Source organism: Klebsiella sp. 2680, assembly GCF_900198535.1.
Classification (GTDB): domain Bacteria; phylum Pseudomonadota; class Gammaproteobacteria; order Enterobacterales; family Enterobacteriaceae; genus Klebsiella; species Klebsiella indica.
Window position 1 is genome coordinate 1 of the sequence record NZ_FZNJ01000002.1, and the last position, 25,294, is coordinate 25,294.

At 53.7% G+C, this 25,294-nt stretch carries 23 protein-coding genes; 14 read left to right on the top strand and 9 right to left on the bottom strand.

What is annotated here, in order from left to right; genetic code table 11:
- Window positions 1-193, top strand: a 193-nt coding sequence (locus FN037_RS24435) for a hypothetical protein (RefSeq protein ID WP_221887620.1), incomplete at its 5' end; no start/stop codon positions are given.
- A gap of 81 nt (window positions 194-274) precedes the next feature.
- Here the strand turns inward: FN037_RS24435 and FN037_RS07390 are convergent.
- Window positions 275-547 (bottom strand): YqjD family protein, encoded by a 273-nt coding sequence (locus tag FN037_RS07390; protein ID WP_138362193.1) that lies wholly within the window; start codon window positions 545-547, stop codon window positions 275-277.
- 105 nt (window positions 548-652) lie between these two features.
- Here FN037_RS07390 and FN037_RS24350 point away from each other — a divergent pair, with 105 nt between their 5' ends.
- The 3 genes from FN037_RS24350 to FN037_RS07400 all read left to right on the top strand — a co-directional run bounded on the left by FN037_RS24350 (window position 653) and on the right by FN037_RS07400 (window position 1,528).
- Window positions 653-808 carry a hypothetical protein gene (locus FN037_RS24350; RefSeq protein ID WP_185929233.1) on the top strand — a complete coding sequence of 52 codons (156 nt, stop codon included), beginning with the start codon at window positions 653-655 and terminating at the stop codon, window positions 806-808.
- A gap of 176 nt (window positions 809-984) precedes the next feature.
- A complete protein-coding gene (locus FN037_RS07395) occupies window positions 985-1,239 on the top strand; it encodes a hypothetical protein (RefSeq protein ID WP_138362194.1) in 255 nt (84 codons plus the stop codon).
- A gap of 28 nt (window positions 1,240-1,267) precedes the next feature.
- Complete coding sequence (locus FN037_RS07400; RefSeq protein ID WP_171034922.1) at window positions 1,268-1,528, top strand: hypothetical protein; 261 nt, start codon at window positions 1,268-1,270, stop codon at window positions 1,526-1,528.
- A gap of 155 nt (window positions 1,529-1,683) precedes the next feature.
- Here the strand turns inward: FN037_RS07400 and FN037_RS07405 are convergent, their stop codons facing one another.
- On the bottom strand, window positions 1,684-2,934 hold the full coding sequence (locus tag FN037_RS07405) for an MFS transporter (protein WP_142501887.1): 1,251 nt from the start codon (window positions 2,932-2,934) through the stop codon (window positions 1,684-1,686).
- 341 nt (window positions 2,935-3,275) lie between these two features.
- Window positions 3,276-6,383, bottom strand: coding sequence for a beta-galactosidase (locus tag FN037_RS07410; protein WP_142501888.1), 3,108 nt, complete (start codon window positions 6,381-6,383; stop codon window positions 3,276-3,278).
- A gap of 208 nt (window positions 6,384-6,591) precedes the next feature.
- Here FN037_RS07410 and FN037_RS07415 point away from each other — a divergent pair, with 208 nt between their 5' ends.
- The 3 genes from FN037_RS07415 to FN037_RS07425 all read left to right on the top strand — a co-directional run bounded on the left by FN037_RS07415 (window position 6,592) and on the right by FN037_RS07425 (window position 10,308).
- On the top strand, window positions 6,592-7,662 hold the full coding sequence (locus FN037_RS07415; protein WP_142501889.1) for a LacI family DNA-binding transcriptional regulator: 1,071 nt from the start codon (window positions 6,592-6,594) through the stop codon (window positions 7,660-7,662).
- A gap of 603 nt (window positions 7,663-8,265) precedes the next feature.
- On the top strand, window positions 8,266-9,249 hold the full coding sequence (locus FN037_RS07420; protein ID WP_142501890.1) for a DUF1852 domain-containing protein: 984 nt from the start codon (window positions 8,266-8,268) through the stop codon (window positions 9,247-9,249).
- Window positions 9,250-9,276: 27 nt separating this feature from the next.
- Entirely contained in the window at window positions 9,277-10,308 is a 1,032-nt protein-coding gene (locus FN037_RS07425) for a methionine synthase (protein WP_138362199.1), read from the top strand.
- 140 nt (window positions 10,309-10,448) lie between these two features.
- Here FN037_RS07425 and ydfZ read toward each other — a convergent pair whose 3' ends face one another.
- Entirely contained in the window at window positions 10,449-10,652 is a 204-nt protein-coding gene (gene ydfZ / locus FN037_RS07430; protein ID WP_138362200.1) for a putative selenium delivery protein YdfZ, read from the bottom strand.
- 322 nt (window positions 10,653-10,974) lie between these two features.
- Here ydfZ and cybB point away from each other — a divergent pair, with 322 nt between their 5' ends.
- The 3 genes from cybB (at window position 10,975) to FN037_RS07445 (ending at window position 13,214) form a co-directional block, all read left to right on the top strand.
- The gene (cybB, locus tag FN037_RS07435) at window positions 10,975-11,502 is read left to right on the top strand and encodes a cytochrome b561 (RefSeq protein WP_138362201.1); all 528 of its coding nucleotides are present in this window, start codon (window positions 10,975-10,977) and stop codon (window positions 11,500-11,502) included.
- A gap of 295 nt (window positions 11,503-11,797) precedes the next feature.
- Complete coding sequence (locus tag FN037_RS07440; protein WP_138362202.1) at window positions 11,798-12,073, top strand: metal/formaldehyde-sensitive transcriptional repressor; 276 nt, start codon at window positions 11,798-11,800, stop codon at window positions 12,071-12,073.
- 22 nt (window positions 12,074-12,095) lie between these two features.
- Window positions 12,096-13,214: an S-(hydroxymethyl)glutathione dehydrogenase/class III alcohol dehydrogenase gene (locus tag FN037_RS07445; RefSeq protein WP_142501891.1), complete on the top strand. Its 1,119-nt coding sequence runs from the start codon at window positions 12,096-12,098 to the stop codon at window positions 13,212-13,214.
- 50 nt (window positions 13,215-13,264) lie between these two features.
- On the opposite strand, the gene FN037_RS07450 is transcribed toward FN037_RS07445, so the two are convergent.
- The 4 genes from FN037_RS07450 to pcaH all read right to left on the bottom strand — a co-directional run bounded on the left by FN037_RS07450 (window position 13,265) and on the right by pcaH (window position 18,567).
- Window positions 13,265-15,637 carry a glucose/quinate/shikimate family membrane-bound PQQ-dependent dehydrogenase gene (locus FN037_RS07450; RefSeq protein WP_142501892.1) on the bottom strand — a complete coding sequence of 791 codons (2,373 nt, stop codon included), beginning with the start codon at window positions 15,635-15,637 and terminating at the stop codon, window positions 13,265-13,267.
- Between the two features lie 479 nt (window positions 15,638-16,116).
- Window positions 16,117-17,040, bottom strand: a complete 924-nt coding sequence (locus tag FN037_RS07455; RefSeq protein ID WP_138362205.1) for a LysR substrate-binding domain-containing protein — start codon at window positions 17,038-17,040, stop codon at window positions 16,117-16,119.
- A gap of 169 nt (window positions 17,041-17,209) precedes the next feature.
- Window positions 17,210-17,830: a protocatechuate 3,4-dioxygenase subunit alpha gene (gene pcaG / locus FN037_RS07460; RefSeq protein ID WP_138362206.1), complete on the bottom strand. Its 621-nt coding sequence runs from the start codon at window positions 17,828-17,830 to the stop codon at window positions 17,210-17,212.
- Window positions 17,827-18,567, bottom strand: coding sequence for a protocatechuate 3,4-dioxygenase subunit beta (gene pcaH / locus FN037_RS07465; RefSeq protein ID WP_138362207.1), 741 nt, complete (start codon window positions 18,565-18,567; stop codon window positions 17,827-17,829). Before pcaH ends, pcaG begins: the two co-directional genes overlap by 4 nt.
- Before the next feature lie 237 nt (window positions 18,568-18,804).
- Here pcaH and FN037_RS07470 point away from each other — a divergent pair, with 237 nt between their 5' ends.
- The 4 genes from FN037_RS07470 (at window position 18,805) to rimL (ending at window position 24,230) form a co-directional block, all read left to right on the top strand.
- The gene (locus tag FN037_RS07470; protein ID WP_142501893.1) at window positions 18,805-20,148 is read left to right on the top strand and encodes a VOC family protein; all 1,344 of its coding nucleotides are present in this window, start codon (window positions 18,805-18,807) and stop codon (window positions 20,146-20,148) included.
- 46 nt (window positions 20,149-20,194) lie between these two features.
- Complete coding sequence (locus FN037_RS07475) at window positions 20,195-21,703, top strand: carboxylesterase/lipase family protein (RefSeq protein WP_142501894.1); 1,509 nt, start codon at window positions 20,195-20,197, stop codon at window positions 21,701-21,703.
- 244 nt (window positions 21,704-21,947) lie between these two features.
- On the top strand, window positions 21,948-23,603 hold the full coding sequence (locus tag FN037_RS07480; RefSeq protein WP_138362210.1) for a glucan biosynthesis protein D: 1,656 nt from the start codon (window positions 21,948-21,950) through the stop codon (window positions 23,601-23,603).
- A 60-nt stretch (window positions 23,604-23,663) separates the two neighbouring features.
- Window positions 23,664-24,230, top strand: coding sequence for a 50S ribosomal protein L7/L12-serine acetyltransferase (gene rimL, locus FN037_RS07485; protein WP_138362211.1), 567 nt, complete (start codon window positions 23,664-23,666; stop codon window positions 24,228-24,230).
- 53 nt (window positions 24,231-24,283) lie between these two features.
- Here the strand turns inward: rimL and ydcK are convergent, their stop codons facing one another.
- A complete protein-coding gene (gene ydcK / locus FN037_RS07490; RefSeq protein WP_142501895.1) occupies window positions 24,284-25,264 on the bottom strand; it encodes a YdcK family protein in 981 nt (326 codons plus the stop codon).
- Window positions 25,265-25,294 lie beyond the last annotated feature (30 nt).

The window sequence follows — 25,294 nt, forward strand, 5'->3', positions numbered from 1 at the left end:
CAGTCCTGGATGTGCGCCTGCGTTCCCGCCAGGTTTCCTTGATGCGCCCAACCCCCATGCGGTGAGTCCGTTATTCGTCAGGGGCTTTTCAGAGGCTGAAAGTCATAAAAAAAGTTATATCCTTTATATTTCAGCCTGTATCAGCTCAGTTAGTGAATCAACAGAATCAGATTTTCGTTTAAACCACCGATAATGCGATTGCCACAGGCAAATAAAACAAAAGACAACACCGATGATTTGCTTAAGTGAACGGCATTGGCCCGGCGGCCTGAGATTATTTCCGACCGACCAGTAAACCAATCACCAGTCCGATGGCACCGGCTGCCAGTAGCCCGGTCAGCGGATTTTCCTTTACGCGTTCTGAGACTTCTGAAACCGCATCCGAAGCCTGGGCGGCGTATTTACGGGCCGCGCCTTTGAGCTGATGCCTGGGCGAATCTACGACATGACCAAATTGTTGTTGGGCTTCCCCGGCAAATTCATTGACTTTATTGTCGACTTTGTCCACCAGATCTTGCGCGTCGTTTTCATAATCTTGCGATGACATAGGACTCTCCTTTTGGTTGACTTGTTTAAGTCTAGTGGCTGACAAGAGAAGTTCAAATGTGTGAGACACTCCAGGATTAATCCAGAGGGGGCAGGCGGCTCGTTTATGCGGCCAGACCCCCGCGACCAGAGTGATGCCATGCGTCTGGTGAATAGCCTGTATTTGTTATTGCGAATATCAGCGATGTGTTTGCTGATGATGTCGCGCGGGTTGATGGTTTATCCAGCGAGCTGTCGTGGCGCGGTGATTTCAATTGATTAAGATAATTCCGGGTTATAGAATTCTGCGCCTGTGTGCGGATTAACGGCCATAACAGGTAAATAAGGGGTAATGAGATTCACAATTTCTCATTTTTCCTTCATCATTTGCCAGATTTTATGCCTAATAATCAACGTGTCGCTCAGCATAAGAATTAAATTTTTTTACTCAAGGCCGGTATGAACTATAAGAATGTACTGAAGACTGCGTTTCTGTTTGCTCCCGTGGCGCTCCTGATTCTGCAAACCTCAGCCAGGGCCGCAGAGGTAACGAAAACGTCGACCTGTCAGAAAGCGTCGCCTGTAGTGGATAAAGACGGTGTTCCACTACCGCCGATAGTGGAAGGCGAAAGCACCCATCGGCTCCCTGCGCATGACACGTCCGGCTACGGTGGCGCAACAGTCAACTGCCAGCCTGCGGCCATCAAAAATTAATCATTGACCTCAACCCGGGAGGGACATGGTGCACTCGCTAATTAAGGTGATGCTGGTAGGTGGAAAAGGCGACGGTCTGATGGTCAGCGTTGCCGATAACGCGACAGAGGTTTCCGTTACCCCCGCGCAATACGGCGCGAAGTCCGGTCAGCCGCTAAACTACAGGATCGTGTCGCAAACCATTGACAATGAACGCTATTTCTTTGGCGTTTTCAACGAGAGTCATGAGAACACGGATAAGCTGAAAAGAGTGGCATTGACTCGTGGCATGAAAAAATTCTTCTGTTAAGCCGTATTAGCGAAATATCTGGCAGAAAAGATCATAAAAAACAGATGGCCCGATATTCTTCAGGCTGGATCGGCGCTGCATGCCTGCACACCTTATCATCTTTGTCAGCCTGCAAATGTGAAAAGCCGCAGGCAACTGCCCGCGGCGGTATTATTTTACGCTGTTGCCGGAAGCAGCGTTTTGCTCCCTTTTAGGGTAAACAGTGAAATAATGGTAAAGCTCAGCGTAATACAGCCCAGAATCAGATAAGCCTGATGGAAACCGACGGTATCATACATCCGTCCAACCCATGCCGAGAGCACAACCCCCGAAAGCTGTTTCGACAAATTAAAACCAATCAGGAATAGCGTCGCCGAAAGCTTTGGATTAAACGCAGAGGCGATATACTTAAAGGTGCCGACCAGCAGGAACGGTACTTCAAACATATGCAGCATTTTCAGGATAACCACTTCCACCGCCGAGCTGGCAAAAGACGACCCCAGAATACGCACGGACATAATTAATCCTGCGGTCAGCAGGGCGTTCTTGGCGCCGATTCGGTTAACGATAGCCGGGGCGCAGAACATAATCAGCGCATTGAGCAATTCTCCGCCAGTGGTGACGAAGCCAAAAACTTCGGTTCCACGTTGCGGGCTGGAAAAGAATCCTTTGAAAAAATTAGCGAACTGCTGGTCGAAAACGTCATACACGCTGGCAACGCCGACCACGTAAATGATAAAGCCCCAGAAACGCGGCATGCGCAGCAGTTCAGCGGCGGTGCGCATCGAAAAAGCCTTGCGGTTAGCGCCAAGCGCATCGATAACTTCAGCGCTATTGCTGCTCTCCGGCTTCGATACCCACAGCAGTACGCCGAGGATCAGGGCAAAACCGGAGGCGATCCAGAAGGTGATATTGGGGTCAATCCCAAACAGAATACCGGTGATCGAGGCGCACAGGGCCCAGCCGACACAGCCGGAGACACGGACTTTGCCATATTCAAAGCGGTTAGCGCGACTGACGCGTTCGATATAGGCTTCTACAGCCCCGGAACCGCTGGAGAAGACAATTCCCAGATAGATCCCGCCCACCAGGGCACCTGCAATAATATTGATCTGCAATAGCGGCGAGAAGACAAAAATAAAGAAAGGGGCAAACAGCATTAATAAAATGGTGATAGTCCACAACAGATGCTTGCGCAGCCCAAGCTTATCGGAAACCAGACCAAAAATAGGCTGGAAGATGATAGCGAATAACGAAATAGAGGAAAAAACAATCCCCGTTTCAGTTTTGGTTAAGTGGTTCACTTCCGCCAGCCACACCGGAAAGAAGGGGAAGTAGGCCGACATAATGAAATAGTAGAAGAAAAAGAACAGCATAAAATAGATAAAGTTATGCCGTTCCCGTGGTGCGAGTTCAGAGAGTTTCATTGTGAATAGTCCATATTATGATACGTTGTCATTCAGGTTGTCTCTTCATTGGCTACGCCAATTACCGGCCCATCCCTGGACCTTATCCCTACGGCACCGTTGTAAACGGCGTCTTTTGATTCGCCTGCGGCCGCGATGAGAGCCGAGTGACATTATGTATCTGTTTATTATAGGGATTTATAGCCTATCCCATTAAGGCTATTTTGCTTGTCATTTTGAACCTGGGCAGTGCTCAGAATCCTCACGTACTGCGTGTACGCTCCGGTTCATCCGCGCTGGCCGTGTTCAAACTGTCTGCGCCAATAACGCCTGGTGGGATAGGCTGTTATATTCCCCGCTTATTATTGGAAATAAATCGTTAGCTGATAGTGCCAGTGCGTCTCCAGCAGCAGCCATTGCGGGAGTACGCTGGGAGTCCAGGAGTCATCGCCGCCGATACCCATATGCTGGCCATCAAGAGTGATCCAGACGCCGTTTTCCGGTTTCATCCAGTGCCAGTGGTCAGTGTCCATTAGCTGCCAGGTGCTGTAGGGTTGTACAGAGAAGTGGAAATTACCCGCCACGTGCCAGTGTCCCCAGTCCAGCGCTTTGTTGTCACAGCGCAGGCCATTTTCCGTCGGGAAAATATAGGGCGTGGTCATCTCCTCCAGCGGCAACTCCCAGCGGGAGAAACAGGCGCTGCTGCGGCGGTCCGGGTAGTTTTCGTGCGGGCCGTAGCCAAGCCAGGAGACCGGTTTACGCTGATCAGGAACCTGGAAATTGAGTCCGATGCGCGGCAGCGGCGGCAGGGTTCCGGCGCGTTCGCCCTCGATCGCCAGGTGCAGCTTACCCGCGGCATCAAACGTCATCCGCCAGTGGCTGACGATCGCCACCTCGTCGCCGCGTAGATAGTGCCAGCGGCAATCAATCACCACCTCATGGTTCAGGCGCTGAGCCTCACACTGCACGCAGCGCGGGCTAAGGTTGTAGAGATCCGCGCTTTTCCAGCGTTCCACCCAGGCATCAGGATCGATACGTTCCACTTCGCTGACGCCAATATCATTATCCAGCGGCGCGCGCACAAACTGGTCGCGCAATGGCGTCAGCAGTTGTTGCACACCGTCCACCCGCCAGTGGGTTAACAAACCGCTTTGTTTGTCGATAACCCAGTGCTGCGCGCCGCAGCGTACGGTCCAGGCGTTATCGCTACATTCCAGCGCGGGCGCAGTACCGGCGGGAGCCGGTGCGTGAACAACTAACGGAGCGGCGAGCGGAAATTGCTGCCAGGCGACGCGATGCCCGGCAGCGGACCAGGCGGTGGCCTGCGGCTGGATAACTTCCAGCGTCAGCCACACCTGTTCAGCACCGGCGGGTAGCGGCAAATTCTCGCACAGCGTCAGTTCGTTGCGTCCTTCCGGCGCAAGCGCAAGCCTGACGCTCCCCTGCGCAAAGGTTTCGCCCGCTGCTTGCACCTGCCAGCGCAGCAGTTCGTTATCGGTGGCGCGGAACAGATATTCGCTGCAGATGCTGATACGCAGTGGACTTTGCGCCAGCAGGGAGAACTGGAAAAACTGCTGTGCGTGTTTGGCTTCAATTAATGATGGGTGCGGGCGGCGATCGGGGAAAACCAGCCCGTTCATGCAGAACTGGCGATCGTTGGGTTTATCGCCAAAATCACCGCCGTAGGCCCAGCCAACGCGGCCGTCATCAAACGTTTTACTGATGGCCTGATCGGCCCAGTCCCAGATAAAACCGCCCTGCAGGCGCGGATAGTCGCGAAACGCCTGCCAGTAATCTGCAAAGTTGCCCAGGCTGTTCCCCATCGCATGGGCATATTCGCAGAGGATCAGCGGGCGCTGCTCGCCTGGCAAACCGATCCACTTCTTGATCCCCCATTTCGGCACTTCGGGAATGCGCTGGTCGCGTTCGACGCGGGCGTACATTGGGCAGATAATATCGGTTGTCGTGCTGTCGGCGCCGCCGCCTTCATACTGCACCGGACGGGAGGGATCGTTGCGCTTCAGCCAGTGATACATCGCTTCATGGTTGCCTCCGCCACCGGACTCATTTCCCAGCGACCAGATAATAATCGACGGATGGTTGCGGTTGCTTTGCAGCATCCGGCTGACGCGCGCGCTGAAGGCCGGTAGCCAGGCTGGATCGTCGGAAAGACGATTCATTGGCACCATGCCGTGGGTTTCAATATTGGCCTCGTCAACGACATACAGCCCGTAATGGTCGCACAGTTCGTACCAGCGCGAGGCGTTAGGGTAGTGGGAGCAGCGCACCGCATTGAAGTTGTTCTGCTTCATCAGCAGAATGTCCTGCACCATATCCTCTTCATTCACCACTTGCCCGCGCTGGTGGTGATGTTCGTGGCGGTTGACGCCGCGGATCAGCAGCGGTTTACCGTTCAGCAGCAGCAGGCCGTCTTTGATTTCCACCCGGCGAAAACCGATATCCCAGGCTTCGGCTTCAAGCAGATGATCTCCACGCCACAGGGACACAACCGCGCGGTAGCAGTTCGGCGTTTCCGCGCTCCACAGCGCCGGGCGTTCTACCGGCAGGTGAATCGTCGCGCGTTCAGCATAGTTTCCACGCTCATCAATTATCGGCGATCCTGGTGTCTGCTGGTGACTGGCGACACGGTGCGCGTTATCCCAGAGCTCTACTTTCACCGTCAGTTCGTCCAGTTGCGATGCCGGTGCGGCGACGCTTACATTCACCAGCAGATCGGCATCGCGATAGAGTGCATCCAGGCGTGGCGTGAGCTGCACATCGCTGAGATGTAACGACGGTTTATTCAACAGCCAGACCGACCGGAAGATCCCGCTCATACGCCACATATCCTGATCTTCCAGCCAGCTTCCCGCGCTCCAGCGCATCACCATCACACAAAGGCGGTTATCGCCTGCCTGAAGGTATGGCGTGAGATCGAAGGCCGCAGGCAGACGACTGTCCTGCGAGTAACCGACCCATTCGCCGTTACACCACAGGTGGAACGCGGAGTTGACGCCGTCGAAGATAATTTGCGTCTGGCCGTCGGTCCGCCAGCCTTCGTCGACGCGAAATATCAGCGAATAGCAGCCGGTCGGGTTCTCCTCTGGCACGCGCGGCGGCGTTGTGTCGATAGGGTAACGGACATTGGTATAGATAGGGGCGTCATAGCCTTCCATTTGCCAGTTAGACGGGACCGGCGTACTGCGGCTGTCCGGCAAATCCCTGTCCAGCCAGCAGGCATCGACGTCAAACGGGCTGCGGGCGTAAGAAAACTGCCACTGACCATCAAGCTGGCGGCGATTGAGCGAAGGCTGGTTTTCCCGTGCCGCGCCGGTATCGCGCCAGCTGGAAAAGGTCGGGTGGGCCGGCAGGCGATTAAGATGAGTGATAGTCTGGTTTTGCCAGTCTTCCCGGGCGAGCACTTGATGAAACTTTGCGCTCGTAGCGGAGATGGAATCGAGTTGTTGCATACGTATACCTGACGAATTTTTGATAAAAATGTCGTTCGCTAGACAATGATGATCCGGTTATCAGGTATTTTCCTTTTTCCCGCAATATTGGTGAAAATGAAACCCACTTTCGATCACGAAACGTGAGTAAAATGGCGGATTTTTGTCGTTTTCTAAACATAAAATGTTAGCGTAAGACATTGAGGTTTTCTGACAGAAGGAGCGTATGATGCCGCGGCGTTTGGCAAGGTTAGAAGATGTGGCCCGCGAGGCCGGTGTTTCTCAGCAGACGGTTTCCCGGGTACTGAATAATCCGGACGTGGTTTCCGAGCGTACTCGCGATAAAGTGATGCGCGCCATGCAGGCGCTGCACTATGTGCCGAACCGTTCAGCACAATTACTGGCTGGCAAATCCGCGTCATCAATTGGGCTGATTACTGCCTCGCTAACGCTGCATGCGCCTTCACAAATTGCGGCGGCGGTAAAAAGTCATGCCGGTGTGCACCAACTGGAGGTCTCTATCGCGATGCCAGCGCAGGTCAACGCTCCCTCCCTGCAGGCCAGGCTAAATGAGTTTCGCGCCCAGAATATTCGCGGGGCGATTATCAGTCTGCCATTAGAAAGTACGCTTGCGGAGCAACTTGTGGAGGAGAATCCCGACATTGCCTGCCTGTTTCTGGATGTGTCGCCGGAGACTGATGTGTGCTGTGTACGTTTCGATCACCGCGACGGTTGCGGCGCCTGCGTGCGCCATCTTTGGGACGCGGGGCACCGTGAGTTCGGCCTGCTTGCAGGGCCGGAGAGTTCCGTCTCCGCGCGTATGCGCTTAAGCAGCTGGCGCGAGGCGCTGCACCGGCTGGGAGTCAGCAATGCGGTGACGGTATTTGGCGACTGGAGCGCCGCCAGCGGCTGGAATAAGACCTTTGAGCTGCTGCATCGGCACCCGCGGATTACGGCGATCGTAGTGGCTAATGACCAGATGGCGCTCGGTGTACTTAGTGCCCTGGCGCAGCTTAATCGCACCGGAAGCCAGGCGATTTCAGTCACTGGCTATGACGATACGGCCGACAGCCTGTACTTCCAGCCGCCGTTAACCACCGTCGCTCAGGATTTTAACCTGTTGGGTAAACGGGCGGTTGAGTTACTGATTCAGCTAATGGCCGCGCCGCAGATGAAAATTCGTGAATTGCTGCCCGCGCGCTTGATTATCCGCCAGTCAACCTGGCCTCATACGTCAGGCGACGACGGGGAAAAAAAAGCGTTAATTGCGCAGCTTAAAGCGCTGGCAGAGAAACTTTGAGCACCAGCGCTGTTTAGCTTTCATTGAAGTCGTTTGTGGTAGCGTGACGAAGAGACGTAAGCAGGGTGCCTTACACCCTGACTATAAAAATGCATAATACGATCTATACCCTAAATTATTCGAGTTGCAGGAAGGCGGCGACGCAGTGAATCCCCGGGAGCGTACTCCAGTACGTGACTGGGGTGAACGAGGAAAGCCAACGCACATGCAACTTGAAGTATGATGGGTATATCCATGCAAGCATTCATTTACCGCCAGATATATGGCGGTTTTTTTTGCCCGTTTCCCGGTAGTGCGCATGTAACGTAATCATGATATTCCTGTCCTCTTCCGGACAGACCCGCAGCAGATCCGGGGATTTCGCCCAGTTCCGGATGAACAAGAGGGGAGACAATAGCGCATGACCCGGCCGCCTCTTCGATCATGAATATGGCTCATGTTGTAATGAAATTAACTCGCTTTCACTCAGCCGCTGGTTCTGGCATAAAATATGCAATATTAACTTACTGGCAACATGAAAGCTGCGGTATGCGTAACCAGTTAGTGCTGGGAAATCAACAAAAAACGCAGTTTTCATAACAGAACTCAGGATGCAAGTTCGCGATGAATCAAGATTTTACATTTACTGTTAAGCGCACACTTTTCGATGAAAACTATAACCCTTCGGCGAATACGCGTATTACGACCAACTTTGCGAATTTGGCCAGAGGTGACAATCGTCAACAGAACCTGCGCAACACATTAGTGATGATGAACAATCGCTTCAATACGCTGGCGTACTGGGATAACCCCAAAGCCGACCGTTATTCCATCGCGCTGGAAATCATTTCTGTTGATATGCAGATTGCAGCTAACGGTGATACCTTTCCAGTAATTGAAATACTGGAAACCGCTATTGTTGACCACAAGACCGATAAACGTATTGCAGGCATTGTCGGGAATAACTTCTCTTCGTATGTCCGGGATTACGATTTTAGCGTATTATTATTGCAGCATAATAAAAACCAATCCAGCTTTAGCATCCCGGATAACTTTGGCGACGTACACGGAAATATCTTCAAGCATTTTGTTAACTCGAAAGAGTACAAAGATAACTTCAAAAAACAGCCGGTGATTTGCCTTAGCGTATCAAGCAAAGATGTTTATCAACGGACGGGGAATGAGCATCCTGTGCTCGGTATTGAATATCAGCCAGATGGTTCGTCTTTGACCGAACAGTACTTCAATAAAATGGGTCTGCGGGTGCGTTATTTTATGCCCAAAAACAGCGTTGCGCCCCTGGCATTTTATTTTGCCGCTGATGCCGATTTACTGACTGATTACACTGATCTTGAACTTATCAGTACTATCAGCACGATGGAGACATTCCAGAAAATCTACCGGCCTGAAATTTATAATGCGAATTCTGCCGCGGGACAATGCTATCAACCTGATCTGAATCATCAGGATCACTCATTAACAAAAATTGTTTATGACCGGGAAGAGCGTACTCAGTTAGCTATTGAACAGGGTAAGTTTACTGAAGAGCACTTTATCAAGCCGTATAAAAATATGTTTGAGCAATGGTTTGCTCACTATGCTCTTTAATTAACAGAACAAATAAGGCGATTTACGATGAAAACGTTGTTACCCACTTCGACTGCCGGTAGTTTACCGAAGCCTTCCTGGCTTGCACAACCTGAGACGCTCTGGTCCCCCTGGAAATTACAAAACGAAGAGTTAGTTGAGGGGAAAAAAGATGCGCTGAGTCTGGCCCTGTACGATCAACTCCGTGCCGGTATTGATATCGTCAGCGACGGTGAACAAACGCGTCAGCACTTTGTCACAACCTTTATTGAGCACCTCAGCGGTGTCGATTTTGAGAAACGTCAGGTGGTTAAAATTCGCGATCGCTATGATGCGAGCGTACCGACGGTGGTGGGGGCCGTTGAGCGCCAGAAACCTGTTTTTGTTGAAGACGCCAGGTTTCTACGGCAGCTCACTAAAAAGCCGATTAAGTGGGCGCTGCCGGGACCAATGACGATGGTCGATACGCTCTATGATAGCCACTATAAAAGCCGTGAAAAACTGGCCTGGGAATTCGCAAAAATTCTCAACCAGGAAGCGAAAGAACTGGAAGCTGCCGGCGTCGATATTATTCAGTTTGATGAGCCTGCCTTTAATGTTTTTTTTGATGAAGTGAATGAGTGGGGAATCGCCGCGTTAGAAAAAGCCATCGAAGGGCTTAAATGCGAAACCGCCGTTCATATCTGTTATGGCTATGGCATTAAGGCCAATACCGACTGGAAAAAAACGTTGGGATCGGAGTGGCGACAATATGAAGAAGCGTTTCCTAAACTGCAAACCTCCGCGATCGATATCATTTCACTGGAGTGCCATAACTCGCATGTGCCAATGGACCTGCTTGAACTGATTCGTGGCAAAAAAGTGATGGTTGGGGCCATTGACGTGGCAACCAATACCATAGAAACAGCGGAAGAGGTCGCCGCGACGTTACGTAAAGCACTTCAGTTTGTTGATGCCGATAAGCTCTATCCTTCAACTAACTGCGGAATGGCTCCGTTATCTCGTCGGGTCGCCAGAGGTAAGCTCGATGCGTTAACGGCCGGCGCAGAAATTATCCGCAGAGAATTGCAGGCTAAATAATCGGGCCAACTGGCTGAAATTGACCCGTTTTTGCGCATTATTCTCCTGTTCGTTACAGGAGAACGCCTTCCCGGCGCCGTTTGCCGAACCTCTGATTTTCCAGAGTGTTGTCAGTCGGCGCCGCAGCAATATTCACGTTCTTAGTGGAACCCCAGGCGGATCAGTTCGACAGGTTCGAACTTGCCTTCATTGCCTTCGACTTCAACAGTTTTGTTGCGACGTAATTGGGCTGGAGTTAACCCATTGGAATGTATGGCAATAATTCTACCTGTCTTACCTGTCCCATTAATCATCACCTGGCTTCCGTTGGTAATGGGATTGCGGTTACGATCGTAAGTGACCATGGTTACTTCTCCTCTTAATGCTTTGGTATCGAAAAATCCGCGCAATAACACTCAGGGCATACCCCGGTAACGGACGTAATACAAATACTCCTCTGCGTCGGTTATTTTTTTGTGTTTGATCAACATCACACTTTTTTGTCGTATGTAAAGGACGATTTACCTGCGAGTGGTCGGACGGTTAATTGCTTTCGCCGATAACGCCAGTACGCCCCGGCAGAGGTGTCTATGGGGTATTGTTTTTTATAAGTACGTAAACGTTAATGATTTTTTAATAAAAGGTGGCTATGTTGACGGCATCACAGCGTCTTTAAAGGGTTTTTCCATGCGCGATAAATACTCCGGCATACAGATTGGTATCCACTGGCTGGTCTTTCTATTCGTGATCGTTGCTTATGCCGCGATGGAACTGCGGGGCTTTTTTCCACGTAGCGCACGGCCAGCCATTAATATGCTTCATGTCTCATGCGGGATCGCTATCTTTGTTCTGATGGTGGCGCGCTTGTTAGTGCGACTGAAATTTCCAGCACCGCCGATTGTACCCAAACCGTCACCAATGATGACGGGCTTTGCTCACCTCGGTCATCTGATTATCTATCTGCTGTTCATTGGGCTGCCGGTGATTGGCATGGTGATGATGTATTATCGCGGTCATCCCTGGTTTGCTTTTGGTCTGACTATGCCGCATGCGGCGGAAAGCGACTTTGAGCTGGTGGATACGCTGAAAGGGTGGCATGAGCTGCTGGCCAATACAGGTTACTTTATTATTGGCCTGCATGCGCTGGCAGCGCTGATGCACCACTATTTATGGAAAGACAACACGCTGCTGCGGATGATGCCCCGCAAACGCTAATTGCGCTGAAAACCTGCCGCTGCGCAGTCCGCTCGACTCCCGCGTCATCTGGCGGAGCGGGCGCGACTCGTGGTGAGGGACTCGCCCTTCCAGGGCCAGCACAAGCGCTGTTCAAAATTGCTCCGGGACATTTTGTTTCGTCTGGCTGAGCAGATTTACGCTGCGAATCGATGATCCTTCAACTCAGTTAAACGCAAATTCTCATCGCTATGCTACGGTTAAAACGGCGAGTTAATTTGCCTCTTTATACGAATCAATATAGTATACCCCCCTATATAATATGGAGGGCGTAACCATGCCACATTCACCTGAAGATAAAAAGCGCGCCCTCAGCCGGGTACGGCGCATCCGCGGCCAGGTCGAAGCGCTCGAACGGGCGCTGGCGTCCGGAGAACCCTGTATGACCATTCTGCAACAGATTGCCTCTATTCGCGGCGCGGCTAACGGTCTGATGGGAGAAATGGTTGAAATTCACCTGAAAGATGAACTGGTCAGCGGTGAAACAACGCCCGATCAGCGGGCCGCCAGAATGGCGGAAGTCGGCCATCTGCTACGATCCTATTTAAAATAAAATCACCATGAGGAAGAGAGATATGAAATCACGTGCAGCCGTCGCGTTTGGCCCGGGCCAGCCGCTGAAAATTGTTGAGATTGACGTCGCGCCGCCGAAAAAAGGCGAAGTGCTGGTCAAAATCACCCACACTGGCGTTTGTCATACCGATGCCTTCACCCTTTCAGGCGACGATCCCGAAGGCGTTTTCCCGGCGGTTCTCGGCCATGAAGGCGGCGGTATTGTGGTTGAAGTCGGTGAGGGCGTGACCAGCCTGAAAGCAGGCGACCACGTTATTCCTTTGTATACCGCCGAATGTCGCGAGTGCAAGTTCTGCAAATCAGGTAAAACCAACCTCTGTCAGGCGGTTCGCGCCACTCAGGGTAAAGGCCTGATGCCGGACGGCACCACCCGTTTCTCTTATAACGGCGAGCCGATTTATCACTATATGGGCACCAGCACCTTTAGTGAATATACCGTCTGTGCGGAAATTTCCCTGGCGAAAGTGAACCCGCAGGCGCCGCTGGATAAAGTGTGTCTGCTGGGCTGCGGCGTGACCACCGGTATCGGCGCGGTACACAATACGGCGAAAGTGAAAGAGGGCGACACCGTGGCGGTCTTCGGTCTCGGCGGGATCGGCCTCGCGGTAATCCAGGGCGCGGTGCAGGCGAAAGCCGGACGTATTCTGGCGATCGATACCAACCCGGAAAAATTCACTCTCGCTAAAGAGATGGGGGCGACCGACTTTATCAACCCCAACGACTACGATAAGCCGGTTCAGGACGTGATTGTTGAACTGACCGATGGCGGCGTGGACTTCAGCTTTGAATGCATTGGCAACGTTAACGTGATGCGCGCGGCGCTTGAGTGCTGCCATAAAGGTTGGGGGGAAAGCGTGATTATCGGTGTGGCTGGCGCCGGGCAGGAGATCAAAACCCGTCCGTTTCAGCTGGTGACCGGGCGCGTCTGGCGTGGTTCGGCGTTCGGCGGCGTTAAAGGGCGTACCCAGTTACCGGGGATGGTGGAAGAGGCAATGGCGGGCAAAATTCGTCTTGATCCGTTTATTACCCACCGCATGCCGCTGGACCAAATCAATGAGGCCTTCGACCTGATGCATCAGGGGAAATCAATTCGTACCGTTATTCATTTCGGCGAGAATTGATCTTTCTGACGCTAACAATAACCCGGGCATACCCGGGTTATTCAACCGTATTACTTCCGATCCGGCAGCGCGTAGGCGATGATGTAATCGCCACGATCCGGTGACTGGCGAGCGCCGCCGGCGTTGATGACGATATACTGCTTGCCGGTTTTCGGCGATACGTAGGTCATTGGCCCGGACTGGCTTCCCACCGGCAGACGAGCTTTCCAGATCTCTTTCCCGTTAGCGGTATCAAATGCCCGCAGATAGAAATCCTGAGTGCCAGCAAAGAACAGCAGGCCGGACTGGGTTGCCAATGACGCGCCCAGGGTCGGCATACCGATAGGGATGGGCATATGCATGCGGATCCCCAGCGGGCCAGTGTCTTCGACGGTGCCCACCGGAACCTGCCATACCAGTTTGCCGGTTTTCAGATCGACAGCCGACAGGGTGCCGAAGGGCGGTTTCTGGCAAGGAATACCCAACGGCGACAGGAAACGCTGGCGCATCGCGCCGAACGGTGTACCGTCCATTGGCACAATACCCATCTCAATACCGCTGGCGTTTTTCGCTACTTTTGCGCGTGGCACCATATAGTTGGCGAGACCGAGGCGCATATCGTTAACGAACATCAGGCTGTTATTCGGGTCAACGGACACGCTTCCCCAGTTCATGCCGCCTAAAGAGCCCGGATACTGCAAAGAACGATCTTCGCCCGGCGGCGTAAAGATACCCTGGTGGCGCATCTCTTTAAACTCAATACGGCACAGCAACAGATCGACTGGCGTTGCGCCCCACATATCCGATTCTGTCAGCGTTTCGTTACCGATCATTGGCATTCCGACGGAGTAGGGCTGGGTCGGGGAGTAGCGTTCGCCTTTGATGTTGCCAGCCGGAACCGGGCGTTCTTCCACTTTCGCGACGGGCTGACCGGTTACCCGGTTGAGCATAAAGATCATGCCCTGCTTGCTGGTTTGAACCAGCACCGGCGTCGTGCCGCCTTTACCGTCAGGCAGATCGTACAGCAAAGGTTGAGACGGCAGGTCGAAGTCCCACAGATCGTGATGAGTGGTTTGGTAATGCCAGCGTACCTGACCAGTGGTCGCATCAACGGCAACGATAGATGAACTGTATTTATCGTCGAGCGGGGTACGTTCGCCGCCAAAGAAATCCGGTGTAGCGTTACCAGTTGGTAGATAAATCAGATTCAGTTTCGCGTCATAAGACATCGCCGACCAGACGTTAGGTGTCCCGCGAGTATATGTCTGGCCTGCTGGCGGTTCGCCAGTCAGATTCGGGTTACCCGGATCCCATGCCCACGCCAGCTTACCGGTATGTACATCATAAGCGCGAACGACGCCCGGAGGCTCGCCGGTGGAGAAGTTATCCGCCACGCGACCGCCCACCACCACTAAGTGGCCTGCAACCAGCGGTGTTGAGGTTTGCTGATAGTAACCCGGTTTGATTTCTCCCATACCGACGCTGAGATCGACAGTACCGTGGTTGCCAAAGTCGTCGCATAGTTGGCCATTGTCGGCATTAATGGCGATCAGACGGGCATCAATGGTTGGCAGAAACAGACGACGGGTACAGGCGGCAGGTTGCGCGTCGGTGACTGGCGTCGTCCGGGCCTGGCTATCTTCGTAATAACCTAAACCACGGCAGCGCTGCCAGTTAGGAGAACTGGCTTTTGAATCGTAGCGCCATTTCTCTTTACCGCTATCCACGTCCAGCGCCAGTACTTTACTGTAAGGGGTGCAGACGTAAAGCGTATCGCCAATCTGTAGCGGTGTATTCTGATCCTCCGCCCCAGCGCCATTGCTCTGTGGAATATCGCCGGTATGGGCAATCCACGCGACCTTCAACTGGTTAACGTTCTGTTTGTTGATCTGGTCAAGCGCGGCGAAACGGTCACCGTGGGTGGTGTTGCCCCAGTTCTCCCAGTTTTTTTGTTCTTCGCCAGCGGCGACAGGTTTTACCGGTACCGCTTCAGTGGCGCTGACCAGCGGCTGGGATTTGAACATCCAGCCGAAGCTGGCCAACAGCACAATAGCGATCACCGCCGCGAGGCTAAATGCCGGACCTTTTTTCGCTGGCGTGGCTGAAAGGAAAGGCCAGAGCAGCGCTGAAAGACAGGCCAGTACGCCAAAGGTAAACAGGCGCGAGAACAGCGGCCAGTAGGTCCAGCCAGCGTCACCGATCGCCCAGATGATCGATGCAATAAACGCAATTGCATAGAGTATGAGACCGCTGCGGCGGTGACGGAAAATGAGTACCGAGGCGATAACCATCGCCAGGCCCATTATCGCGAAATAGAAAGTGCCGCCGACAGCGATGAGTTTTGCGCCGAGAATACCGATTGCCAGGCCAATGATGAGCATCAGCCCGGCAAGAATCCACTGCAGGATCCGAGGGAGCCCACGTGGCGCATTGTCAGTTGCCATTTTTTCTCCTTAACCATGCCGGAACAGGCATGAACCATATGGATCAATTTTTGAAGTAAGATCTTTGAATGAAGGCATAATAACCGTCATAAAAGCAGGTATTTTTGCTATTATTGATTTCAAATGAATCATTTGGTGAAATCGAGAATATGATAGATCTGTTAAATAAATTTACGCAATTGTTAATGAATTATTCCGCACTAATTGATTATCGAGGTAAATGGCATGGGCTGCGGCCATAAAAAAAGCGGCAAAACGTAAGGGGAGTCTGTTCGCTTTTGGGCGGGTTTTCGTGAAAATGGCGCATCATTTGTTTTCACCCCTGTGATTCAGCGGTCGTTCTGTTCACCGTCAGACGAGGGTATTTGTCATTTTTCTCGCCAGTGAACGGCCAGAGGACGGTTTCTCTGGCATTGCGCTGAAAACCTGGTGTGGTGTGTGCCGCGCCAGGTGTATCTGGCGCACCGGAAAAAGACGCATCAGACGGGCATTGATTTACGAATGGCGCTAAGTAAGGTTTGAGTGCCTGCGGTAAGTGTCGCGTCTACGCGGGTCAAAATACCGATAGGTTCGCCGGTTCCCTGCGTGGGGATCGGCAGCGCAGCCAACAGGCCACGGCGAAGATCGTCCTTAACCGCACCAGAGGGGACAAACCACACGTAATCATAGTCGACCGTCAGCTGGCGCGACAGGGAGGCTGACAGTGTTTCGATACAGCCAGCAGGGATTTTACATCCCTGGCTTTGCAGTAGCGTTTCGGCGTTCTGGCGAGGCAATGTGCCTTTTGGCGATACCACTACCGGCCACTCCATGACCCGGCTTAATGTCACGGTTTCTTGCAGTAGTGGGTGTCCGGGGCGGACTACCAGTTTCAGTGATTCGAGAAACAGCAGCTCGTAGTTCAAACCACTCATTAATTCCGGATCGGACATCCGTCCGATACCAATATCGATTTCTCCCGATTTCAGCCCAGCCAGCAACATGGTGTTGTTCATGGTCGCGACCTGCAGCGTGATATCTTTTTGCTGCCGATGAAACTGGCCAATGACCGAGGGCAAAATACCCAGCGCGGCGGTGGGGAGCGCGCCGATGCGCACAATGTCGCTATTAAGGCCTTCTTTACGATTTAGCGCCTGCCCGGCGCTATTGAGGGCGTCAAGCACCTTAACGGCATGGGTGAGGAACTGTTCGCCAACCAGCGTGAGCTGTGCGCCCAGCCGCCCGCGCTCAAACAGACGCGTGCCGGTCAACTGCTCCAGTTCATTCAACGTCTTGGATAAAGCCGGTTGGCTAAGGTTTAAGGTTTCAGCCGCACGCCCAAGGGTTCCCTGTTGAGCGACGGCCACGAAAGTATGTAAATGGCGCAAGCGAATGCGCTGACTGAAAAGACCATTTTTTTGCATAATTCATGTTAAGAACAGAGGTGTGTCGGTGGCAAGTCCGAATGTTTGTAATTGTTAACTTAATAGCAAAGTATTATTAACATCTCATATTATTATTTTACAAGCTGAATTTTGCTGAGCGGGGTAAAATTGCCGCCCGGCCAGCAGGGGCGGCAAAGGAAGAGAAAACTCAGATATCGAAGAAAACGGTTTCGTTCTCCCCCTGTAAATGAATATCGAACCGATAAACGATTTCAGTGCCACGTACCTCACGCTGGGCGATTAACGTCTGACGGCGCACTTCCCATTCAATCAGATTCAGCACCGGATCGGCCCGGTTGGCATCGACCTCGTCGGAGAAGTACATCCGCGTGTTAAGACCAATATTAATCCCCCGTGCGACTATCCATAGATTGACGTGCGGGGCCATGAGACGACCATCGCGCCCGACAACGGAGCCCGGTTTAATGGTTTCAAAGCGCCAGATACCGCTGGTGAAGTCGGAACAACTGCGTCCCCAGCCGCGGAATTCGGTATCCAGTTTCTTGCTCTGCTGGCGATCGTCGGGATGGTTATAGCGCCCGGCGGCGTTGGCCTGCCAGATCTCCAGCAGCACATCGCGCACCGGCGTCCCGGAGCCATCAATCACCCGGCCTTCAAGGGTAATATGTTCGCCTTCGGTCCCCGGCGTGGTGAGGATCGGGCCGAAGTTCTTTTCAAAAATATGAAACCCGGCGGCCTCCGGTGCGAGACCGATGTGTACATAGGGTCCTGCGGTTTGCGAGGCGGTTTCAGGTAAAAAATTTTTCATCGGGCGGCCCCCTGAGTGCGGTTTTCAAACAGCGTCGCGCGATGACCGCGCAGCACGAGGTCAAAACGGTACGCCAGGCAATCCAGCGGTACGGCGGCATGGGTGTCCAGCGCGGCGATTAATGTCCGAATGGCATCATCATTATTGATGGTTTTGACAATGGGGCACTGTTTAATCAGCGGATCGCCTTCGAAATACATTTGGGTAATTAACCGCTGCGCCCAGGCGTCCCCGGAAAGCGAGAAGTGAATATGCGCCGGACGCCAGTCGCTCACCTGATTACGCCAGGGATAAGGGCCTGGCTTGATGGTGCGAAAACAGTAGTAGCCGTTTTCATCGGTCAGCACCCGGCCACAGCCGCCAAAGTTAGGATCGATAGGCGCCAGATACTGATCTTTTTTATGCCGATAGCGTCCACCCGCGTTGGCCTGCCAGACTTCAACCAGCGTGTTCTTCAGTGGGCGGCCAAAACCATCCTGTACGTATCCGTGTACGATAATACGTTCGCCAATGGGCAGGCCATCTTTGGCGTAGTTAAGGATCAGGTCGTTATCCAGCGCGCCGAGATCGTCGCTGCTGAATACCGGCCCGGTGATTTCTGAGAGTGAGTTTTGTAGTGAGATCAGCGCATTGCGCGGTGAGCGCAGAACGCTAGTTTTGTAGCCCGGCGCGTAAGCCGGGGGATGGCTGCTATAGTCGCGATGTACAACCTCGCGCGGTGACCATTTCTCGTTCATAGGGTACTCCGTCTTATCGGTAGAGAGGCATGTTGTTGTCATATCGCCACACGCAGTGTGTGTAAATATATTGTTAATTTAAAGTGAAATTAATGGGTGTTTAACATAACCAGTGGTTATGAATTATTCCGATCAGCAGTGGCCGTCAGCTATCGACATCACAGTTTGTAAATTCTTCCCACTCATTGCGGGGACCTTTTCTACACTCCAGGGAGAATTCACTGGAGGTATAACATCATGGCGAACACCATCACGGCTGATGAGATTCGGGAGTGCTTTTCACGGGCGATGTCGGCGATGTATCAGCAGGAAGTTCCTCAGTACGGGACGTTAGTGGAGCTGGTTGCCGATGTGAATCTTGCGGTACTGGAAAATAACCCGAAGCTGCATGAACAACTGGCGAATGCCGATGAACTGGCGCGCCTTAATGTTGAACGTCATGGCGCGATCCGCGTCGGTACGGCAGCGGAACTGGCGACCTTGCGCCGTATGTTTGCCATTATGGGGATGTATCCCGTTAGCTATTACGATCTGTCACAGGCGGGAGTCCCGGTTCACGCCACCGCGTTCCGTCCGATAGACGATGAGGCGCTGGTGCGCAATCCGTTTCGCCTTTTTACCTCGCTTCTGCGGTTAGAGTTAATCGCGAACGTCTCCCTGCGCAACCGGGCGGCGCAAATCCTCGCAGGTCGGGATATTTTTACGCCTCGTTGTCGTGAGCTGATCGCGCTTCACGAGCAGAAGGGGGCGTTCAGCGTCGCGGAGGCGCATGAATTTGTTGAACAGGCGCTGGAAACCTTTCGCTGGCATCGCCATGCCACCGTTGATGAAGAGACCTATCGCGCCCTGCACGCCGAGCACCGTCTGATTGCCGATGTGGTCTGTTTCCCCGGTTGTCACATTAATCATCTGACGCCACGCACGCTGGACATTGACCGGGTGCAGGCGTTGATGCCTGAGTGGGGCATCGCCCCGAAAGCGCTGATTGAAGGACCGCCGCGCCGCGATGTACCGATTTTATTGCGCCAGACCAGTTTTAAAGCCCTTGATGAGCCGGTAATGTTTGCCGGAGAGCATAGCGGTACGCATACCGCCCGCTTTGGCGAAATTGAGCAGCGCGGTATTGCGCTGACGCCAAAAGGGCGCGCGCTGTATGACCGGCTGCTTAGCGAGGCGGGGGTGGGTAAAGATAATCTAAACCATCAGCGCCATCTGCAGGAAGCGTTCAGTCAATTCCCGGATAGTGAATTTCTGCTGCGCCAGCAAGGTCTGGCATGGTTCCGCTACCGCCTGACCCCGATCGGTGAAGCGCATCGTCAGGCGTTTCGTCCGGGCGATGATCCGCAGCCGTTGATCGAACGCGGCTGGGTTATTGCGCAACCGATTATTTATGAAGACTTTTTACCCGTGAGCGCCGCCGGTATTTTTCAGTCGAATCTCGGCAGCGACAGCCAGCCCCGCAGTCACGGTAACGCCAGTCGCGAGACTTTTGAGGCGGCGTTGGGTTGCCAGGTGTACGACGAGTTTGTTCTGTATCAACAGGCGGAAGAACGCAGCAAACGACGTTGCGGTCTGCTGTAAAATCAGTACTCTGCTGGCATGAGTTGTTAAAGGAAGCAAGCAGGTCATGCAAAATTCGTCCACTCCGCTGGTGAAAACCCGGCAGGGCATATTATCCGGTACCGCTGAAGATAACATGCATATCTGGCGCGGCATTCCCTATGCGGCGCCGCCGGTCGGCGATCTTCGCTGGCGCGCGCCGCAGCCTGCCGCACGCTGGCAGGGCGTGCGTCGGGCGGATACCTTTTCCGCCGCCAGCTGGCAGGATATTGAATATTGCCGTGAACTTGGCGGTGGCGATCCGGGGCGCTTTTCTGAGGATTGTCTTTATCTCAACGTCTGGTCGCCCGCGTCACGCGCGCAGCCGCTGCCGGTGATGGTCTGGCTGCATGGCGGCGGTTATACCATCGGCGCCGGGAGCCTGCCGCCGTATGATGGCAAAGCGCTGGCTTCCCGTGATGTCGTGCTGGTAACGGTCAACTACCGTCTCGGACACCTGGGCTTTTTTGCCCATCCTGCGCTGGAGGAAGAAGAGGGCGAGCGCATATATAATTTTGCGCTGCTTGACCAGATCGCCGCCCTGCAGTGGGTTCAGGAGAATATTCATGCGTTTGGCGGCGATGCCGCCAATGTAACGCTGTTTGGCGAGTCCGCAGGCGCCCGCAGCGTGCTGTCGTTAATGGTCTCGCCAAAATCCAGGGGGCTATTCCACAAGGCGATAATCCAGAGCGGCTATACCTTGCCGGATCTGCCGCGGGAAAAAGCGCTGGCAAAGGGGCAACTGATCGCAGAACACTTCGCCTTGCCGCAGGCCAGCGCCGAACAACTACGAGCAATTCCGGCGGAGGCGTTCTGGCCGTTAACCGCGCCGCTCACGCTCGGCCCGGCGCCAATCGTTGGCGACGTCGTCCTGCCGCAGCCGATGCTGGAGACTTTTTTTCGCGGGCGTCAACATCCGCTGCCGGTCATGATTGGCTCTAACAGTGATGAGGCCAGCGTTATGACGGTATTTGGCGTCGATATCGCCGGACAAATCGCGAAACTGCGCCGGGAACGCCGGTTCGGGCTTGGCTTAATTAAGCTGCTTTACCCTGGCGTGAAGGGTGATGAAGCGCTGGGGCGTGAAGTGTGCCGCGACATGGCCTTTACCACCCTGGGCTACGTCGTGATGCAGGCGCAGCAGCGGGTAGGGCAACCGTGCTGGCGCTACTGGTTTGACTATGTTGCTGAAGCGGAGCACCAGACCTATCCCCATGGGGCATGGCACGGTAATGAAGTGGCATATGTTTTTGATAATCTCGACCTTGCCGAGCCGGTACGCCATTATGCGAATGATAACGATCGGGCATTTGCCGCACAGGTCGCCGACTATTGGGCTAACTTCGCCCGTTTAGCCGGTAACGACTGTCATGAACTCGCCGGGCCGCTACGCTGGCCAGCCTGCGTGCGCGGGCGGGACCGGCTGTTACGCATGGGTTTGCGCAAGCAGGCCGGTTTCAAAGTGGAAAACCGTTTTATGCGCGCGCGTCTGGCGCTGTTTCGCCGGGTGATGAAACATCATGTCACGCTGGATTAACGTCTTCTGAGCGATTGCATGCGGATGCCTGGCGGGCAGATCCCTTTGTCGCTGTACACCAAAGGGATTCAGCGTCGCCTCGGCGATATTCGGTCTGGTCTGGTGGACATATTTTTTTCACAGGTTTTCTGTCGTCGACAATTGGATTATCAACCGTTTTTGTCTAGAGTGAGCGACATTCACGACGCATGGGTTTGTTACGTCGCGTCTCAATTCACATATGAAGAAGGATGCTTTCTCAGGCATGAACCGCAGACGTTTTCTCAAATCTTCCATGGCTGTTGCCGCTGTATGCGGAACGTCAGGAGTAGCCTCTCTATTTACGAAAGCCGCATTTGCCGAAGATTCGGCAATTGCCGACGGACAGACGCGTCGCTTTGACTACGCGGTGCTACAGTCGATGGCCCACGATCTTGCCCGTCAACCCTGGGGCGGCGCACCTCGCGCGCTGCCGCCGACGCTGGCAAACCTGACGCCGCAGGCCTACAACAGCATTCAGTATGACGCGGCGCACTCCCTGTGGAATAACATTGACGAACGCAAGCTGGACATCCAGTTTTTCCATGTGGGTATGGGCTTTCGCCGTCGGGTACGGATGTTCTCCCTGGATGCGCAAACGCAGCAGGCACGGGAAATCCACTTTCGTCCTGAATTGTTTAAATACAACGATGCCGGTGTTGATACCCGCCAACTGGAAGGCCAGAGCGATCTCGGTTTTGCCGGATTCCGCGTCTTTAAGGCGCCGGAGCTGGCGCGTCGCGATATTGTCTCCTTTCTTGGCGCCAGCTACTTCCGCGCGGTGGACAGTACGTATCAATACGGGCTCTCTGCGCGCGGTCTGGCTATCGATACCTTCAGCGATACGCCGGAAGAGTTCCCGGACTTCACCTCCTTCTGGTTCGAGACCGTTAAGCCGGGCGCAACCGTATTTACCGTCTATGCGTTGCTCGACAGCCCAAGCGTGACCGGCGCCTATAAATTTGTTGTCAACTGCCAGGAAACACAGGTGATCATGGATGTGGAGAACCATATCTATGCGCGCAAAGATATCAAACAGCTGGGTATTGCGCCGATGACCAGTATGTTCAGCTGTGGCACCAACGAGCGGCGGGTGTGCGACACTATTCATCCACAGATCCACGATTCCGACCGGCTGTCGATGTGGCTGGGGAACGGCGAATGGATTTGCCGCCCGCTCAATAACCCACAAAAACTGCAGTTTAACGCTTTCCAGGACAAGAACCCGCGGGGTTTTGGGCTGTTGCAGATGGATCGCGACTTCTCTCACTATCAGGATGTTATGGGCTGGTATAACAAGCGTCCGAGCCTGTGGGTCGAACCGCGTAATCAGTGGGGGAAAGGGGCGGTCAGCCTGATGGAGATCCCGACGACCGGTGAAACGCTGGATAATATCGTCTGCTTCTGGCAGCCAGCGAAACCGGTAAAAGCCGGGGATGCGCTGGATTTCCGCTATCGCCTTTACTGGAGCGCGCAGCCGCCGGTCCGCTCACCGCTGGCGCGGGTCATGGCGACGCGTACCGGAATGGGCGGCTTCCCGGAAGGCTGGGCGCCGGGTGAACATTATCCGGATAAATGGGCGCGCCGTTTTGCCATCGATTTTATCGGCGGCGATCTGAAAGCTGCCGCGCCTAAAGGGATTGAACCGGTGATTACCTTGTCCAGCGGCGAAGCAAAACAAATAGAAATTCTCTATGTTGAACCATTCGATGGCTATCGCATCCAGTTTGACTGGTATCCAACCTCAGATTCGACCGACCCGGTTGAGATGCGTATGTTCCTGCGTTGCCAGGGGGATGCGATCAGCGAAACCTGGCTGTATCAGTATTTCCCGCCAGCGCCGGATAAACGCAACTATGTTGATGACCGGGTGATGAAGTAATTGCTGTTCTGCCCGCAGAGGTGACTTTGTGGGCGTTTCTTTTTTTGCCCGGAGTGTGCTATGCCTGATGAAAATACCCCTGCGATAGAACAAATTCCTGTCACTGAATCGCTTTTCCTGCGCGCGGTTGATGAGCGTTACGTGACGGAACTGCACCAACTGGTGATTAAAAACCGGGTTTGGCTTCAGCAGTCATTAAACTGGCCCGCGGATGTCAGTCACGAAGACGAAACCCGCCGCCATGTGCAGAGCAACATGATGCTGCACCAGCGTGGCTATGCCAAAATGTTTTTACTCTTTCTGGATGAGAAGATAATCGGCGTGCTGTCGTTTAACCAGATTGAACCGATCAATAAGGCCGCATATATCGGGTACTGGATTGATGAACGCCACCAGGGGCAGGGGCTGCTTTCTCAGGCGTTGCAGGCGTTTATGGACTATTTTGCCCGTAACGGTACGGTCCGGCGCTTTGTGATTAAATGCCGGGTATCGAACCTCAGGAGCAATCAGGTGGCGCTACGCAACGGTTTCAGCCTTGAAGGGTGTCTGAAGCAGGCTGAATTCCTTAATGGATCGTATGATGACCAGAACATCTACGGGCGAATTATTGATTTTTCGCGGCAATAACCTAAAGGGGCGCTCAGGCGCCCGCTGGACAGGCGCGTCAGTGGGCGCCGAGGCTACAGGAAACCCACTATGGGTGTGCGGGTAACATGCTCGTCGCCGTTAATCACTTTCGCGCCGCGAAGATGAATGGCAGCGCCGGGGGCCGCCGTTATCCGCACGTCATCGCAGATGGTCACCTGATGCTCAATCACCACATCGCCACAGATAACCGCATGGCCTTCGACCCGCACGTTGTCGTCAAGCAGAATCGGCCCGCCGCGTAGCTGCGCATGTCCACCGACCGTCACCCGATGCTTTAGCAGGCAGTTTCCTTCCACGATCGCGTGTTCTGCCACCTGCGAACTGTAGCGCAGGGTTGGAATGGCGTCCTCTTCGTGCCCGGCGATAATTCGCGCGTTACCGTATACTCTGGCGTTATCACAGACCCAGATAGTGTTTTCTGCATTGCCTTCCAGGCGTGCGTGGTCGAAGATTTCCGCCCGGTGCTCAATAAACGCGTATTCCACAAAGGCGTTACCGTATATCTGCGCCTGATGAACAATTTGCGATGCACTCACGATAGCCTGTTGATGGATACGCAGGATTTTATCATGATCCGCGGTTAACCCCTGGGCGGCGATAATCAGAGAATGGGGGAGGATCTGCGCATTGTCCGCCACCTGACATGCACCGCGGATCTGCGAACACGCAACAGTGACGTTGTCACTTATCTGCGCATGATGACTGACGCAGACATTATCCAGGTGAACGCTATCGCTGATAATCGCGCCATGGCTGATTATGCACTCGCCGGTTAAGCGCGCATCGCCTTTAATCCTCGCGCCGGCGAAAATGGCGCTATTGGTATCATAAACCCAGCACGCGCCGTTCTGGCTCAGCGCGGCTTCATCGTCCAGCCAGCCGCCTTCGCTCCCGCTTTTCACGTAGGCGAAATCACGCAAGGCGACAATTTGCCGTAAATTCACGCTATGTTTGATCCCGTCTATATGATAGTGAAACGGGCGAACGTTGTCGCTGAGACGATATTTACGCATCTGTCTATCTCACTACTTACGCATAACATA

Excerpts from the sequence above, each read along its gene's own strand:
- FN037_RS07390 (WP_138362193.1), bottom strand. The coding sequence starts at position 547 with ATGTCATCGCAAGATTATGAAAACGACGCGCAAGATCTGGTGGACAAA.
- FN037_RS24350 (WP_185929233.1), top strand. The coding sequence starts at position 653 with ATGCGGCCAGACCCCCGCGACCAGAGTGATGCCATGCGTCTGGTGAAT.
- FN037_RS07395 (WP_138362194.1), top strand. The coding sequence starts at position 985 with ATGAACTATAAGAATGTACTGAAGACTGCGTTTCTGTTTGCTCCCGTG.
- FN037_RS07405 (WP_142501887.1), bottom strand. The coding sequence starts at position 2,934 with ATGAAACTCTCTGAACTCGCACCACGGGAACGGCATAACTTTATCTAT.
- FN037_RS07410 (WP_142501888.1), bottom strand. The coding sequence starts at position 6,383 with ATGCAACAACTCGATTCCATCTCCGCTACGAGCGCAAAGTTTCATCAA.
- FN037_RS07415 (WP_142501889.1), top strand. The coding sequence starts at position 6,592 with ATGCCGCGGCGTTTGGCAAGGTTAGAAGATGTGGCCCGCGAGGCCGGT.
- FN037_RS07420 (WP_142501890.1), top strand. The coding sequence starts at position 8,266 with ATGAATCAAGATTTTACATTTACTGTTAAGCGCACACTTTTCGATGAA.
- FN037_RS07425 (WP_138362199.1), top strand. The coding sequence starts at position 9,277 with ATGAAAACGTTGTTACCCACTTCGACTGCCGGTAGTTTACCGAAGCCT.
- ydfZ (WP_138362200.1), bottom strand. The coding sequence starts at position 10,652 with ATGGTCACTTACGATCGTAACCGCAATCCCATTACCAACGGAAGCCAG.
- cybB (WP_138362201.1), top strand. The coding sequence starts at position 10,975 with ATGCGCGATAAATACTCCGGCATACAGATTGGTATCCACTGGCTGGTC.
- FN037_RS07440 (WP_138362202.1), top strand. The coding sequence starts at position 11,798 with ATGCCACATTCACCTGAAGATAAAAAGCGCGCCCTCAGCCGGGTACGG.
- FN037_RS07445 (WP_142501891.1), top strand. The coding sequence starts at position 12,096 with ATGAAATCACGTGCAGCCGTCGCGTTTGGCCCGGGCCAGCCGCTGAAA.
- FN037_RS07450 (WP_142501892.1), bottom strand. The coding sequence starts at position 15,637 with ATGGCAACTGACAATGCGCCACGTGGGCTCCCTCGGATCCTGCAGTGG.
- FN037_RS07455 (WP_138362205.1), bottom strand. The coding sequence starts at position 17,040 with ATGCAAAAAAATGGTCTTTTCAGTCAGCGCATTCGCTTGCGCCATTTA.
- pcaG (WP_138362206.1), bottom strand. The coding sequence starts at position 17,830 with ATGAAAAATTTTTTACCTGAAACCGCCTCGCAAACCGCAGGACCCTAT.
- pcaH (WP_138362207.1), bottom strand. The coding sequence starts at position 18,567 with ATGAACGAGAAATGGTCACCGCGCGAGGTTGTACATCGCGACTATAGC.
- FN037_RS07470 (WP_142501893.1), top strand. The coding sequence starts at position 18,805 with ATGGCGAACACCATCACGGCTGATGAGATTCGGGAGTGCTTTTCACGG.
- FN037_RS07475 (WP_142501894.1), top strand. The coding sequence starts at position 20,195 with ATGCAAAATTCGTCCACTCCGCTGGTGAAAACCCGGCAGGGCATATTA.
- FN037_RS07480 (WP_138362210.1), top strand. The coding sequence starts at position 21,948 with ATGAACCGCAGACGTTTTCTCAAATCTTCCATGGCTGTTGCCGCTGTA.
- rimL (WP_138362211.1), top strand. The coding sequence starts at position 23,664 with ATGCCTGATGAAAATACCCCTGCGATAGAACAAATTCCTGTCACTGAA.
- ydcK (WP_142501895.1), bottom strand. The coding sequence starts at position 25,264 with ATGCGTAAATATCGTCTCAGCGACAACGTTCGCCCGTTTCACTATCAT.